A 13,293-nucleotide genomic window follows, 5' to 3' on the forward strand; every position below is an offset into this window, starting at 1 on the left:
TGCAGCCGGAGTGGTGGAACAGGCAGACACGCAGGTTTTAGGTACCTGTGCCCCAGGGCGTGCGGGTTCAAGTCCCGCCTCCGGCACGAGCGGTCACTGTCGCACCAGCGACCGGTCATTTTCGCACCATCGAGCGGTCGATCCAGCCCCTGCGGCAGGTGCAGAAGTGACTGCTGGGTGGTGCGAAGCTGACCGCTCGTGGGTCAGGCCGGGCCCTCCTCCTTGAGGCGGGGCTCGGTGGTCAGCTCGGGCTTGAGGCCGGTCTTGTCGGCGTAGAACTCGCGGATGCGGTCCATGTCGGCCGACACGTCGCCGCTGAGCGGGAAGGTCGGGCCCCAGCCGACGCGGCGAGTGGGCTTGTCGACGAACGCGAGCGTGATCGGCAGCCCGGTCTGCTGGGAGATCCGGTAGAAGCCCGACTTCCAGTACTCCCCCTTGCTGCGGGTGCCCTCGGCGGCGATGCCGAGCAGGAACGTCTCGTCGGTCGCGGCGTCGGCGATCAGCTCGCGGATGGTGCCGCCGGGGTTGGCGCGGTCCAGCGGCACCGCGCCGGTCGAGCGCAGCACCCAGCCGATCGGGCCCTTGAAGAACTCCTTCTTGACCAGCAGCCGGATGGTGACCCTGCTGTCCCAGGCGAGGAGCAGGGTCAGCACCCAGTCCCAGTTGGAGGTGTGCGGCGCGCCGACGAGGACGCCCTTGCTGGGCACCTCCCCCACGGTGCGCCAGCGCACCAGGCGCAGCAGCAGTCGGGCGAGCGGGCGACGCAGCAGGAAGGGACGGGTCACGGGGGCAGCCTCTCAGACGGATGCGTCGAGGCGGGCCGCCACGAGCGGGGCGATCTCGCGCAGCGCGCGACCGCGGTGGGAGACCCGGTCCTTCTCGGCCGGGTCGAGCTCGGCGCTGGTGCGCTCGGGCTCGCTGTGCTCGTCGGCCACGAAGAGCACGTCGTAGCCGAAGCCGCCCGCGCCGCGCAGCTCGTCGATCACGGTGCCGTCCATCCGGCCCTCGACGACGAGCTGGCCGCGCTCGCCCGGCCCGTCGACGTAGGCCACGGCGCAGGCGAAGTGGGCGCCGCGGCGCACCTCGGGGACGTCGGCGAGCTGGGCGAGCAGCAGCGCGTTGTTGGCCGCGTCGTCCTTGGCCGGCCCCGCCCAGCGCGCCGACAGCACGCCCGGCATGCCGTTGAGGGCGTCGACGCACAGGCCCGAGTCGTCGGCCAGCGTCGGCAGGCCCGTGGCCTGGTGACCGGCGCGGGCCTTGAGCAGCGCGTTGCCGGCGAAGGTGGGCTGGTCCTCGACCGGCTCGTCGTACGCCGTCACGTCGTCGAGGCCGACCACCTCGAGGTCGGGCGCGTGCTCGCGCAGGATGCGCTGCATCTCGGCGATCTTCTTGGCGTTGCGCGAGGCCAGGTGGATGCGTGGCCGCCCGGTGCTCATCGTGCCAGCGCCTCCTGCTGCATCCGGGTCAGGTCGACGCAGCCCTTGCCGGCCAGGTCGAGCAGCGCGTCGAGCTCGGCCCGGTCGAAGGCGGCGCCCTCGGCAGTGCCCTGCACCTCGACGAAGGAGCCGGCACCGGTCATCACGACGTTCATGTCGGTCTCGGCACGCACGTCCTCGACGTAGGGCAGGTCCAGGCGCGGGGTGCCGTCGATGATGCCGACCGAGACCGCTGCCACCGAGCCGGTCAGCGGCTCGCCCTTGAGCGCGCCGGTGGAGCGCAGGTGGGAGACCGCGTCGGCCAGCGCGACGTACGCGCCGGTGATCGCGGCGGTGCGGGTGCCGCCGTCGGCCTGCAGCACGTCGCAGTCGAGCTGGATGGTGTTCTCGCCGAGCGCCTCGTAGTCGACCACCGCGCGCAGCGAGCGCCCGATGAGCCGGCTGATCTCGTGGGTGCGGCCGCCGATGCGGCCCTTGACCGACTCGCGGTCGGAGCGGGTGTTGGTGGCGGCGGGAAGCATCGCGTACTCGGCGGTCACCCAGCCCAGGCCCGAGCCCTTGCGCCAGCGCGGCACGCCCTCGGAGGCGGAGGCGGCGCAGAGCACCTTGGTGCGGCCGAACTCCACCAGCACCGAGCCGGCGGCGTGGTCGAGCCAGTGGCGGGTGATCGTGATCGGGCGGAGCTCGTCGTCGGCGCGGCCGTCCTCGCGTGCAGTCATGGCCGCGAGGCTACTGGCCGGCGCGCACGGGCAGCGCCCGGGCCTCGTGCCAGGCGGTGCGCACCGCCCACGGGCCCAGGTCCCGCGCGCGTCGTCCGATCCACGGCGCCCCCTCGGCCACGCACCAGCGCAGGTCGCTGCGCCACGATCCCGGCACCCCGCCCCCGGGCACCGTCGAGACCGGGGTGGAGACCAGGCCCTCGGCCGCCAGCAGGTCGCCGAAGCCGCGCGCCAGCACCCGGTGGCCCAGCTCGGAGGGGTGCAGCCGGTCGACCGACCAGAAGGAGCGGTCGAGCACCTCGGGGCGCAGCGCCAGGTCGACGCGCAGCCCGCCGTAGGTGGCGTGCACCTCGTCGTAGACGGTGTTGACCGCCGCGATCCGGGCGGCCAGCGGCCGGCGCAGCACCGCCGGCAGGCCCAGGACCCGTCCGTGGTCGTGGAAGCGGGCGGCGAGCAGCAGGGCCCCGGTGCCGTGCAGCGCCTCGGCGGCACCCATCAGGTCCTCGCGCAGCCGGACGGGATCCCACGTGGAGCGCATGGTGTCGTTGATGCCGACGACCAGCGAGGCCACGTCGGGCCGGTGCGCCACCGCGTCGTCGAGCTGGCCGGTCACCACGCAGCGCGAGGTCGCGCCACTGACCGCCAGGTTGCAGAAGCTCACGTCGTACGACGTCGCGAGCGCGTCGGCCAGGAGCCGGGCCCAGCCGCGCCACCCGGTGGGCGAGACGCTCGGGGCCACCGGGTCGCCCAGCCCGAAGGTCGAGCTGTCCCCCAGCGCCGCGAAGCGCAGGTAGCGGGTGCCGCAGCGGTCCGCGGACGGGGTGGGAGCAGCCACGGCCCCAGGCTCCCCGGACGGGGAACGCTGGGGCCGCGGCAGGTCGACGTGTCGGCGACGACCGGGTGAAGTCCCGGGTCGGCTACTTCGGCTCGGCGCGCAGCAGGCGCAGCAGCCCGAGGACGAACGGCAGCACCAGCCAGATCAGGCCCGAGGTGACCAGCTGGGCGGCCTCCTCGCCGGTCGGCACGTAGTCGCCCTCGAAGAGGGTCGCCTGGGCGGTGTTGAACTCGATCCACGGCGCCAGGTCGGCGAACCACTCCTGGAAGGCGCTGAGGATCGCGACGGCCGTCGGCAGCACCAGCGTGTAGATGAAGTAGGTGACGATCGCCGCGGGCGTGTTCATCAGCAGCATCGCGATGGCGAAGCCGAGCACGATGCCGATCAGGTTGGCCACCACGAAGCCGTTGACCAGCAGCCCCGTCTCGACGCTCCACTCGGCACCCGCCAGGACCGCGCCCAGGGCCGCGATCGCGGCGGCGAGCACGATCAGGGCGCCGCCGAGGACCAGGCCGGCCAGGAACTTGGCTCCGACCACGCGGGGCCGGTGCGGCTCGAGGGTGAAGGTGACCAGCCCGGTGCGCTGGCTCCACTCGCTGGTGACCATCAAGATGATCAGGATCGGCAGGAAGTAGCCGAGCACGCTGCCCGAGGCGAGCAGGAAGTCGCCGTAGGTGAGGCCGACGCCGTCGGCGACCAGCGCGAAGATCACCACGATGACCAGGCACAGGGCCACGATGGACCCGGTGAACCAGCGCCCGGCGCGGGTGTCGAGGCTCTTGCGCAGCTCGACCGAGACCAGTCGGCCCAGGGGGACGCGCGGGGTGGAGCTGATGTCGAGGGTGCCGGGGGTGCCGGGGGCGGGTGCGGTGGTGCTCATGCGGTGACTCCCTGCTGGCTGGACTGCTGGGTGGCGGCCTCGGGGTGGCCCTCGCGCTGGGTGCCGGCGGTGAGCTCGAGGAAGAGGTCCTCGAGCCCGGCCGAGCCGCTGCGCAGGTCGGTGAGCACGATGCCGTGCTCGGCGGCGGCGCGGCCCACGTCGACGGTGGCGCACTCCGCGCGCAGCCCCTCCCCCGACACCGTGACGCCGACGCCCTGGTCGCGCAGCACCTGGGCCAGGCGGTCGTTGTCGGTGGCGGTGACCAGGGCGGCGGCCGCCTGGCCCTGCAGCAGGGTCTTCTTGTCGCCCTGGGCGACCACGCGGCCGCGGCCGATGAGGATCATCTCGTCGGCGATCTGCTCGACCTCGTGCAGCAGGTGGCTGGAGAGCAGCACCGTGCCGCCGCGGTCGGCGTACCCCTTGAGCAGCCCGCGCATCCACCGGATGCCGGCGGGGTCGAGGCCGTTGGCGGGCTCGTCGAGGATCAGCACCGACGGGTCGCCCAGCAGCGCGTGGGCGATGCCGAGGCGCTGGCGCATGCCCAGCGAGTAGTTGCGCACCCGGCGCTTGGACTCCGCACCGGTCAGCGAGACCATCTCGAGCATCTCGTCGACGCGGCTGTCGGGCAGGCCCATGGTGCGCGCCCCGATGGTCAGCACCTCGCGGCCCGTCCGGCCGGCGTGCTGCGCGGAGGCGTCGAGGAGCACGCCGACGTGGCGGCCCGGGTTGGGGATGTCCTGGTAGGCGTGGCCTCCGATCGTCACCGACCCGCTGGTGGCCGGGGTCAGCCCCACCATGACCCGCATGGTGGTGGTCTTGCCGGCGCCGTTGGGGCCGAGGAAGCCGGTGACCCGGCCCGGCTGCGCGGTGAAGCTGACGTCGTCGACGGCGGCGAACGCGCCGTACTTCCTGGTGAGGTGATCCACGATGATCATGGCTCTCACCCTGCCCGACCGAGGGGCTGCTCCGCACGTCGACCCGGCGAAAGGTGCATGAATCCCCGGCCGGCCGGGGACTGCGTCGCTTGTCAGGGGTTGCAACCCCTGACAAGCGCATGAGTCCCCGGTCAGCCGGGGATTCATGCAGGCCGGCGGGTCAGAGCTCGTAGACCGCCCCGGCGACGGCCAGCTCGGTGGGGCCGTCGAAGACGGCGACGGCCTCGGCCAGGGCGTCGGCCGGGTCGAACCAGGGCGGGACGTGGGTCAGGACCAGGCGGCCCACGCCGGCGCGGGCGGCGGCCTCGCCGCAGTCGGTGCCGGTGAGGTGGATGTGGGGCGGGTTGTCGTCGCCGGAGCGGAACGACGCCTCGGCCAGCAGCAGGTCGACGCCGTCGGCGACCGCGTCGAGGCCGGCGCAGGGGGCGGTGTCGCCGGAGTAGCCGATGGTCACCCCGCCGACGGTGATCCGCACGCCGAAGGCGTCGACCGGGTGGTCGACGGGGATCGCCTCGACGTGGAAGGGGCCGATCCGCACCGGCTCGCCCCAGATCCGGAAGTCGAACTCCTCGCGCATCCCGGGGTCGGGGTCGAGGTCGTAGCCGCGCGCCAGCCGGTCGGCGGTCTCGGCCGGCCCGTGCACCGGCAGCAGCGGCTGCGGGCCGGAGGGGTGGTAGCGGCGCAGCACGTGGTAGCCGCACATGTCGAGGCAGTGGTCGGCGTGCAGGTGGCTGAGCAGCACCGCGTCGATGGCCAGCGGGTCGGCGTAGCGCTGCAGCGCACCCAGCGCCCCGTTGCCGAGGTCGAGGACCACCCGCCAGGTGCGTGGGCCGGTGCCGTCGTCGTGCTCGGCCTCCAGCAGGTAGCAGGACGCCGGCGAGTCGGGCCCCGGGTAGGAGCCCGAGCAGCCGACCACGGTGAGCCGCAGCGACGTGCCGGTGCCCTGGTCCCTGCTCATGCGAGGCTCTCGAGGCGTGGGGCGAGGCTGGTGGCCGCCACCATCTCGGGACCCAGGAAGCGCCGCCCCACGGCGGCGAACTCCTCGGGCTCGCCGGTGGTCAGGAACGTGTGCCGCGGCTCGCCGCCCTCGCGCAGCAGGTCGTTGACCACGAGCATCTTGAAGACGTCCTTGGCGCACTCCTCCGCCGAGCTCACCAGGGTCACGCCGTCGCCCATCACGTAGGAGATGATGCCGGTCAGCAGCGGGTAGTGGGTGCAGCCGAGGATCAGGGTGTCGACACCGGTCTCGATCAGCGGGTCGAGGTAGTCGTGGGCCGCCGCGAGGAGGTCGTCGCCCGCTGTGACGCCGGCCTCGACGAAGTCGACGAAGCGCGGGCAGGCGCGGGTGCTCAGCTCGAGGTGCGGCGCCGCGGCGAACGCGTCGTCGTAGGCCATCGACTCGGCCGTGGCCCGGGTGCAGATCACCCCGATCCGCCCGTTGCGGCTGGCGGCCACGGCCCGGCGGGTTGCCGGGTAGATCACCTCCACCACGGGTACGTCGTAGCGCTCGCGGGCGTCGCGCAGCATCGCGGCGCTGGCGGAGTTGCAGGCGATCACCAGTGCCTTCACACCGGTCTCGACCAGGTGGTCGAGGCACTCCAGCGCGTACTCGCGCACCTGCCCGATCGGCCGTGGCCCGTAGGGCTGGCGGGCGGTGTCGCCGAGGTAGACCACCGACTCGTGCGGCAGCTGGTCGATCACCGAGCGGGCCACGGTCAGGCCACCGAACCCGGAGTCGAAGATCCCGATCGGGGCGTCCTTCGACGCGGTGGTGGACTCTGGCGGCACGGGTGAAGGGTAGGCGCAGAATCCTGCGCCCGCACGCATGCGCGAGCCAGGTCACGCCGTGGGGCCGGCCACAGGGGCGGCGTCCGGACCAGGCATACGCTGCTGTCGTGCCCGTACGCCGCCTGCTCACGGTCCCCGTCACGCTCGTGCTCGCGCTCGCACCGGCCGCGGCCTGCTCGCGGGCCGAGCCGGTGCCGCTCGACGCGCCCACGACCGGGGCGGCCGGCTCGGCGACGGAGCCGGCCCCACGGGTGCTGGCCGTCTCGGTCGACGGGCTGCGCCCCGACGTCGTCGAGCGGCTCGGGGCCGAGGGCACCCCGGTGCTGCACCGGCTCCTCGCCGAGGGGGCCGGCACCCTCAACGCCCGCACGGCCCGCGAGCGCACCGAGACCCTGCCCGGCCACACCACCGAGGTGACCGGGCGCCGGGTGGACGCGGGTCGCGGTGGGCACGGCGTGACCTGGAACGAGCACCGTGGCGGCACCACGGTGCAAGGAGCCGCCGGAGGTCCGGTGCGCTCGGTGCTCAGCGAGGTCCGCCGCTCCGGTGGCGGCTCGGCACTGTTCGTCGGCAAGCAGAAGCTCTCACTCCTGCGTCGGTCGTGGCCCCGGGCCGTGGACCGCTTCGTGCTCGAGAGCGACCCCCGACGAGTCGTCGCGCGGGCCCGCCGCGACCTGGCCCGCCACGAGCGCGCCTTCACCTTCGTGCACCTCGCGAGCCCCGACACGGCCGGCCACGACCACGGCTTCGGCTCGGCGGCCTACCGCGACGCGGTGCGCGAGGCCGACCGCCTCGTGGGCCGGCTGGTGGCCCGGGTGGAGTCGACGCCGCGGCTGGCGAGCAGCGTGCGGGTGGTGCTGACCTCCGACCACGGCGGCACCGGCACGCGGCACGACGACGCCCTGCTGCTGGTCAACCACACGGTCCCCTTCGTCGTGTGGGGCCCGGGCGTCAGCGCGGGCGACCTCTACGACCTCAACCCCGACTACCGCGACCCCGGCGACGCCCGTCCCGGCTACCGGCGGGCTCGCCAGCCGGTGCGCAACGGCGACCTGGCCAACCTCTCGCTCGACCTGCTGGGGCTGCCTGCGGTGCCGGGCTCGCAGATGAACCACGAGCAGGACCTCGACGTCACCGCTCCCTGACGGGAGGCACCGGGGGCGACGGCGGCGACGTTCAGACGCGCCCGCGCTCGCCCGCGACCGGCCACGGGTTGAACCGGCAACCGCCCAGCCCCTTCGACTGCTGCTGCATCACCGGCGCCGGCCGCCCCGCTCCCGGGCAGGAGCCGTGACCCAGCCCCAGCCAGTGGCCGGTCTCGTGGTTGACGACCATGTGGCGGTAGTCGCGCAGGCTCCCGCCGGCGGCGTTCCAGGGCGGGGTCGCGGTGCGCCAGCGGTCCTGGTTGATGATCACGTAGCGGCCCACCCGGCAGCTGTACTGCGTCGAGCAGATCGGGTGGAACGACGGCAGCGTCGACGCCTGCGCCAGCACCAGCGTGAACGCGCCGCCCTCGGCCACCCGGCGGAACCCGACGCCGGCGCCGCGCCAGCCGCGCGGGTCGTCGTACGTCTGCTGGGCCAGGCGCGCGAAGTCGCGCACCTTGGTCGTGGTGCGACCGCGGGTGGTGATGCTGTAGCTGACGGTGCGGCGCAGGTCGACACGGTGGCGGACCGGGGCCGTGACGCGCGAGGTCGCCTTCGCGGGGCGGTGGCCCGGGGCGTCCACCCGCACCTGCACGCGCAGCCGGTGCCCGACGTCGTCGGGAGCCACGGCGCGGGCGCGACCACGCGCACCGGTGACGGGCTCGCCGTCACGCAGCCACCGCCAGCGCACCGTCGTCGGCCGGGTGCTCCAGCGCCCGGCGTCGCCCCGCAGGACGTGCCCGAAGCGCTGCGTGCCGAGCACCCGCGGCGCGCTGCGCGGCTCGAGGTCGGCCCGGCGCACCGGCCCGGTCGCCGCCGAGACCGCCGTGGCCCGGGCGCCCTCGTCGTCGTGGGCGGTGACCTCGACGGCCAGCCGGTGGCGCAGGTCGTCGAGGCCGGGGCGGTAGGTGCGCTCGCGGGCTCCCCGCACGCGCTCGCCGTCGCGCAGCCAGCGGTAGGTGAAGCCCAGCCCGGCCTCGGGGTCGGCCGTGGTCCAGCTGCCGTGCTTGGCCCGCATCCGCTCGTCGAAGACTGCCTCCCCCACCACCCGCGGCGGGCTCGTGCTCGCCACCGGCGCCGGCTCGGGGGCCGGCTCCGGCTCCTCGGTCACGCCCGCCGCCGGCAGCGGAGCCAGCAGCAGGACGCCGGCCACCACTCCGGCCAGGACGCCGGTCAGGGCGTGCCGGTGCGGACGACGGAGCTGCGGGCTCATCGACCCAGGGTAGGAGATGAACGCCACCTCGTACGCCGCTTCGCTCGCGGCGGGCGGGCCGTTAGGCCCAGAGCTGGCCCTCGAGCCGGTCCTCCGCGTCGTCGACGGTGCCCTCGTAGGCGCCGGTGGACAGGTACTTCCAGCCGCCGTCGCAGACGATGAAGGCGATGTCGGCGCTCTCCCCGGCCTTGACGGCCTTGGCGGCCTGGCCCAGCGCCGCGTGCAGGATCGCGCCGGTGGAGACCCCGGCGAAGATGCCCTCGAGCTCGAGCAGCTCGCGCACCCGGCGCACCGCGTCGCGGGGGCCGACGGAGAAGCGCGAGTCGATCAGGTCGGCGTCGTAGAGCTCGGGCACGAAGCCCTCGTCGAGGTTGCGCAGCCCGTAGACGAGCTCGCCGTAGCGGGGCTCGGCGGCCACGATGCGCACCTCGGGCTTGGCCCGGCGGAAGAAGCGGCTGGTGCCCATCAGGGTGCCGGTGGTGCCGAGCCCGGCGACGAAGTGGGTGATCTCGGGCAGGTCGGCCAGCAGCTCGGGGCCGGTGGTGTCCTCGTGCGAGAGCGCGTTGGCCTCGTTGCCGTACTGGTAGAGCATCACCCAGTCGGGGTGCTCCTGCGCGGTCAGCTTGGCCACCCGGACGGCCTCGTTGGAGCCGCCGGCGGCGGGCGAGGAGATGATCTCGGCCCCCCACATCCGCAGCAGCTGGCGCCGCTCCTCGGAGGTGTTCTCGGGCATCACGCACACGATCCGGTAGCCCTTGAGCTTGGCGGCCATCGCCAGGGAGATGCCGGTGTTGCCGCTGGTCGGCTCGAGGATCGTGCAGCCCGGTCGCAGCGTGCCGTCGCGCTCGGCCTCCTCGATCATCCGCAGCGCCGGGCGGTCCTTGACCGAGCCGGTGGGGTTGCGGTCCTCGAGCTTGGCCCACAGGCGCACGTCGGGGCTCGGCGAGAGGCGCGGCAGCCCGATGAGCGGGGTGCCGCCGACGGAGGCGAGCAGGTTGTCGTAGCGCATGATGTGGAGAAGGCTCCTCAGCGAAGGAAGTAGGCCGGGTCGAACTCCTCGAGCGGGATGATCCGCACCCGCGGCAACGGGGAGAGGAAGGCCGCGACGTCGTCCTCGAGGTCGTGCACCTCCAGACCCAGGCCGGTCAGGGCGGTGCTCATGAACTCGCGCAGGCCCAGCAGGCCCACGCGGTGGCCGGCGTCGAGCAGCGCACCCGCCTGCGGCGCGAAGTCGCCGTCGTGGCTGCACAGCAGCACGTCGACGGGGGCGTCGTCGCCGCGCTGGGCGATCGCCTCCAGCGTGCGCTGGATGCCGACGTCGACGACCTTGACGTCGTGCCCGCCCGACAGCGGGACGGGGCGGTAGCCCATCGCCAGCAGCGCCTGCACGAACGGCGTGTGCAGCTGGCCGCTGGAGGCGTTGAGGAAGAACAGCCCCTGGGTGGGCTGGCCCCACAGCTGCTCGGCGTACGTCGTCACGCGCTCCCAGCGCGGGCGCTCCTCGGGGGTCGGTCGACGCCCCAGGAGCGAGTTGCCGAGCGTCGCGTCGATGTTCTCGCCGTCGACGATGACGAAGGTGCGACGCTCGGTCACATCCGCGCCGCTCAGCAGCCGCCGGCGACGGCCGGCAGCACGACGACCTGGTCGCCGTCGCTGAGCGGGGCCTCGAGGCCACCGATGAAGCGCACGTCCTCGTCGTTGACGTAGATGTTGACGAAGCGGCGCAGGTCGTCCTTGCCGTTCTTGTCCTCGACGAGGCGGTCCTTGATGCCGGGGTGGTTGGCCTCGAGGTCGTCGATGAGGGCGCTCAGGCTGGCACCGTCACCGTTCACGGCCTTCTCGCCTCCGGTGTAGGTGCGCAGGATGGTCGGGATACGGACCTCGATGGACACAGGTGCTCCTAGCTCGTTCGGAACTGGTTCGGGAACTGGTTCGGGGTTCTGCTGGTGGTGGGACTCGTGCGGGGACCGGTGCCGCGCTCAGGGGAGCGCGTCGAGGACGGCGACGTCCTCCTCGCTGACCTCGCCGTCGACGATCCTGTAGGATCTGAACTCCACAGGCCCCTCGTTATTCCCGTGCTCGCGGGTGCTGACGAGCACGTAGTGCGCCCCGGGCTCGCTCGCGAGCCCGATGTCGGTGCGCGAGGGGTAGGCCTCGGTGGCGGTGTGCGAGTGGTAGATCACCACCGGCTCCTCGTCGTTGTCCCACATCTGCTTGTAGAGCTCGAGCAGCTCGGTGGGGTCGAACTCGTAGAACGTCGGGCTGCCCGCGGCGTTGACCATCTCGACGTGGCGCTCGGGGCGGTCGCTGCCCTCGGGGCCGGCCACGATGCCGCAGGCCTCGTCGGGGTGGTCGCGCTTGGCGTGCGCGACGATCGCGTCGTACGTCGTCCGGTCGATGCTCAGCACCGGACCAGCCTAGGGGGTCAGGTCAGGAAGGCCGCCGCGGTCTCGTCGCTGAGCCCCGCCTCGATGCGGCGCAGCAGCCAGGGCGCCATCTCGGGCAGCGCGTCGACGGGCCACCAGCGCACCTCGGTGTTCTCGTCGTCACCGACCGCGGCCTCTCCCCCGGTCCAGGTGCAGGCGAAGGTCAGGTCGAGGTAGATGCCCCGGTCGCCGTTGGGGTGGGTGATCGGCGGGCTGACACTGACCGAGGCCAGCCGCTGCACCTCGATGTCGACGCACGCCTCCTCGCGCGCCTCGCGCACCGCGGCGAGCGCCGGCTCCTCGCCGGGGTCGAGGATCCCCGTCACCGGCGCCCAGCGGCCGTTGTCGGCGCGCAGGGTCAGCAGCACCTCGCGGCCCCCGGCCCGCTCGCGCACGACCACCGCTGTGACGGCGGGCAGCCACAGCTGGTGGGCGCCGACCATGCGGCGCAGCTCTTCGACGAAGGGAGGGATGGGCACCACCCCATGGTGGCGCACCGGTCTCCTAGGGTGCGGGCATGACCTCCCTCGATCCGGTCCTCGACGAGCACTACCAGACGGTCCTGGCGCGCAACCCCGGCGAGCGCGAGTTCCACCAGGCCGTGCTGGAGGTCCTCGAGACCCTCTCCCCCGTCGTGCGCCGCCACCCCGAGTACGCCGACCAGTCGGTCATCGAGCGCATCTGCGAGCCCGAGCGGCAGCTGATCTTCCGGGTGCCGTGGGTCGACGACCAGGGCGTGGTGCAGGTCAACCGGGCCTTCCGCGTCGAGTTCAACTCCGCGCTGGGCCCCTACAAGGGCGGGCTGCGCTTCCACCCCTCGGTCTACCTGGGCATCGTGAAGTTCCTCGGCTTCGAGCAGGTCTTCAAGAACGCGCTGACCGGCATGCCGATCGGTGGCGGCAAGGGCGGCTCCGACTTCGACCCCAAGGGCCGCAGCGACGGCGAGGTGATGCGCTTCTGCCAGTCGCTGATGACCGAGCTCTACCGCCACCTCGGCGAGTACACCGATGTGCCGGCCGGCGACATCGGTGTCGGCGAGCGCGAGATCGGCTACCTCTTCGGGCAGTACAAGCGCATCACCAACCGCTACGAGTCCGGCGTGCTGACGGGCAAGGGCCTGGCCTACGGTGGCTCGCAGGTGCGCAAGGAGGCCACCGGCTACGGCACCGTCTTCTTCACCGAGCAGATGCTGGCCGCGGCCGGCAAGGGCATCTCGGGGCGCCGGGTGGTGGTCTCGGGCTCGGGCAACGTGGCGATCTACGCCGCCGCGAAGGCGGCCGAGATGGGCGCCCAGGTCGTGGCCTGCTCCGACTCCTCGGGCTACGTCGTCGACGAGGCCGGTCTCGACATCGACCTGCTGCGCCGGGTCAAGGAGGTCGACCGGGCCCGCATCTCGGCGTACGCCGAGGAGCGCGAGGGGGCCCGCTTCGTCGAGGGCGGCGACGTGTGGGAGGTGGCCTGCGAGGTGGCGCTGCCCTGCGCGACCCAGAACGAGCTCGACGCCGAGGCGGCGACCACGCTGGTCGAGAACGGCGTGCTCTCGGTGGCCGAGGGCGCCAACATGCCCTGCACCCCCGAGGCGGTCGACGTCTTCCAGAAGGGCGGGGTCCTCTTCGCGCCCGGCAAGGCCGCCAACGCCGGCGGCGTGGCCACCAGCGCGCTGGAGATGCAGCAGAACGCCTCGCGCGACTCCTGGACCGCCCAGCACACCGAGGAGCGCCTGCACCAGATCATGGCCGGCATCCACGAGAGCTGCGCGACCAGCGCCGAGGAGTACGGCGTGCCCGGCGACTACGTGGCCGGCGCCAACATCGCCGGCTTCCGCAGGGTCGCCGACGCGATGCTGGCCCTCGGGGTCGTCTGACCCGCCGCGGCGCCCTGGCCCGAGCAGCCCGACGGGCTCACCGGCTCAGCGG

General features: G+C 73.3%; 16 protein-coding genes and 1 tRNA gene. 3 read left to right on the forward strand and 14 right to left on the reverse strand.

The features are described 5' to 3' along the window. Positions 1-4: 4 nt before the first annotated feature. Positions 5-86: transfer RNA gene (locus tag JOE61_RS04800), tRNA-Leu, on the forward strand. Positions 87-203: 117 nt separating this feature from the next. On the opposite strand, the gene JOE61_RS04805 is transcribed toward JOE61_RS04800, so the two are convergent. From JOE61_RS04805 to murI, 8 genes are all read right to left on the reverse strand, one after another. After that, on the reverse strand, positions 204-785 hold the full coding sequence (locus JOE61_RS04805) for a 1-acyl-sn-glycerol-3-phosphate acyltransferase (protein ID WP_193667746.1): 582 nt from the start codon (positions 783-785) through the stop codon (positions 204-206). Between the two features lie 12 nt (positions 786-797). Further along, complete coding sequence (locus JOE61_RS04810; protein WP_193667745.1) at positions 798-1,436, reverse strand: non-canonical purine NTP pyrophosphatase; 639 nt, start codon at positions 1,434-1,436, stop codon at positions 798-800. Continuing rightward, positions 1,433-2,155 (reverse strand): ribonuclease PH, encoded by a 723-nt coding sequence (rph, locus tag JOE61_RS04815; protein WP_193667744.1) that lies wholly within the window; start codon positions 2,153-2,155, stop codon positions 1,433-1,435. Before rph ends, JOE61_RS04810 begins: the two co-directional genes overlap by 4 nt. A gap of 10 nt (positions 2,156-2,165) precedes the next feature. After that, the gene (locus tag JOE61_RS04820) at positions 2,166-2,990 is read right to left on the reverse strand and encodes an SGNH/GDSL hydrolase family protein (protein WP_193667743.1); all 825 of its coding nucleotides are present in this window, start codon (positions 2,988-2,990) and stop codon (positions 2,166-2,168) included. A gap of 82 nt (positions 2,991-3,072) precedes the next feature. Then, positions 3,073-3,870 carry an ABC transporter permease gene (locus tag JOE61_RS04825; RefSeq protein WP_193667742.1) on the reverse strand — a complete coding sequence of 266 codons (798 nt, stop codon included), beginning with the start codon at positions 3,868-3,870 and terminating at the stop codon, positions 3,073-3,075. Then, positions 3,867-4,805 carry an ABC transporter ATP-binding protein gene (locus tag JOE61_RS04830; protein ID WP_193667741.1) on the reverse strand — a complete coding sequence of 313 codons (939 nt, stop codon included), beginning with the start codon at positions 4,803-4,805 and terminating at the stop codon, positions 3,867-3,869. The genes JOE61_RS04825 and JOE61_RS04830 overlap by 4 nt, the downstream gene beginning before the upstream one ends. 160 nt (positions 4,806-4,965) lie before the next feature. After that, the gene (locus tag JOE61_RS04835) at positions 4,966-5,763 is read right to left on the reverse strand and encodes an MBL fold metallo-hydrolase (RefSeq protein ID WP_227491393.1); all 798 of its coding nucleotides are present in this window, start codon (positions 5,761-5,763) and stop codon (positions 4,966-4,968) included. Next, positions 5,760-6,593: a glutamate racemase gene (gene murI, locus JOE61_RS04840; RefSeq protein WP_307822810.1), complete on the reverse strand. Its 834-nt coding sequence runs from the start codon at positions 6,591-6,593 to the stop codon at positions 5,760-5,762. Before murI ends, JOE61_RS04835 begins: the two co-directional genes overlap by 4 nt. A gap of 107 nt (positions 6,594-6,700) precedes the next feature. Here murI and JOE61_RS04845 point away from each other — a divergent pair, with 107 nt between their 5' ends. Further along, on the forward strand, positions 6,701-7,738 hold the full coding sequence (locus JOE61_RS04845) for an alkaline phosphatase family protein (RefSeq protein ID WP_193667739.1): 1,038 nt from the start codon (positions 6,701-6,703) through the stop codon (positions 7,736-7,738). Between the two features lie 31 nt (positions 7,739-7,769). Here JOE61_RS04845 and JOE61_RS04850 read toward each other — a convergent pair whose 3' ends face one another. The 6 genes from JOE61_RS04850 to JOE61_RS04875 form a co-directional block, all read right to left on the reverse strand. Continuing rightward, positions 7,770-8,951 carry a DUF3152 domain-containing protein gene (locus JOE61_RS04850; protein WP_204797147.1) on the reverse strand — a complete coding sequence of 394 codons (1,182 nt, stop codon included), beginning with the start codon at positions 8,949-8,951 and terminating at the stop codon, positions 7,770-7,772. A gap of 61 nt (positions 8,952-9,012) precedes the next feature. Next, entirely contained in the window at positions 9,013-9,960 is a 948-nt protein-coding gene (locus JOE61_RS04855) for a pyridoxal-phosphate dependent enzyme (protein WP_204797148.1), read from the reverse strand. Positions 9,961-9,977: 17 nt separating this feature from the next. After that, a complete protein-coding gene (locus JOE61_RS04860; RefSeq protein WP_193667738.1) occupies positions 9,978-10,544 on the reverse strand; it encodes an NYN domain-containing protein in 567 nt (188 codons plus the stop codon). 11 nt (positions 10,545-10,555) lie between these two features. Then, positions 10,556-10,843, reverse strand: coding sequence for a MoaD/ThiS family protein (locus JOE61_RS04865; RefSeq protein WP_193667737.1), 288 nt, complete (start codon positions 10,841-10,843; stop codon positions 10,556-10,558). Between the two features lie 87 nt (positions 10,844-10,930). Next, positions 10,931-11,359, reverse strand: a complete 429-nt coding sequence (locus JOE61_RS04870; RefSeq protein WP_193667736.1) for a M67 family metallopeptidase — start codon at positions 11,357-11,359, stop codon at positions 10,931-10,933. A 17-nt stretch (positions 11,360-11,376) separates the two neighbouring features. After that, positions 11,377-11,856 (reverse strand): NUDIX hydrolase, encoded by a 480-nt coding sequence (locus JOE61_RS04875; RefSeq protein ID WP_193667735.1) that lies wholly within the window; start codon positions 11,854-11,856, stop codon positions 11,377-11,379. 38 nt (positions 11,857-11,894) lie between these two features. Here JOE61_RS04875 and gdhA point away from each other — a divergent pair, with 38 nt between their 5' ends. Further along, complete coding sequence (gene gdhA, locus JOE61_RS04880; RefSeq protein ID WP_193667734.1) at positions 11,895-13,241, forward strand: NADP-specific glutamate dehydrogenase; 1,347 nt, start codon at positions 11,895-11,897, stop codon at positions 13,239-13,241. The last annotated feature ends 52 nt before the right edge of the window (positions 13,242-13,293 follow it).

Origin of the sequence: Nocardioides salarius, assembly GCF_016907435.1 — a bacterium.
In the GTDB taxonomy this organism is placed as follows: Bacteria; Actinomycetota; Actinomycetes; order Propionibacteriales; family Nocardioidaceae; genus Nocardioides; species Nocardioides salarius.

Bases quoted from the DNA above. Each gene is read 5' to 3' on its own strand.
- JOE61_RS04810 (WP_193667745.1), bottom strand. From the start codon at position 1,436: ATGAGCACCGGGCGGCCACGCATCCACCTGGCCTCGCGCAACGCCAAG.
- rph (WP_193667744.1), bottom strand. From the start codon at position 2,155: ATGACTGCACGCGAGGACGGCCGCGCCGACGACGAGCTCCGCCCGATC.
- JOE61_RS04825 (WP_193667742.1), bottom strand. From the start codon at position 3,870: ATGAGCACCACCGCACCCGCCCCCGGCACCCCCGGCACCCTCGACATC.
- JOE61_RS04830 (WP_193667741.1), bottom strand. From the start codon at position 4,805: ATGATCATCGTGGATCACCTCACCAGGAAGTACGGCGCGTTCGCCGCC.
- JOE61_RS04835 (WP_227491393.1), bottom strand. From the start codon at position 5,763: ATGAGCAGGGACCAGGGCACCGGCACGTCGCTGCGGCTCACCGTGGTC.
- JOE61_RS04850 (WP_204797147.1), bottom strand. From the start codon at position 8,951: ATGAGCCCGCAGCTCCGTCGTCCGCACCGGCACGCCCTGACCGGCGTC.
- JOE61_RS04855 (WP_204797148.1), bottom strand. From the start codon at position 9,960: ATGCGCTACGACAACCTGCTCGCCTCCGTCGGCGGCACCCCGCTCATC.
- gdhA (WP_193667734.1), top strand. From the start codon at position 11,895: ATGACCTCCCTCGATCCGGTCCTCGACGAGCACTACCAGACGGTCCTG.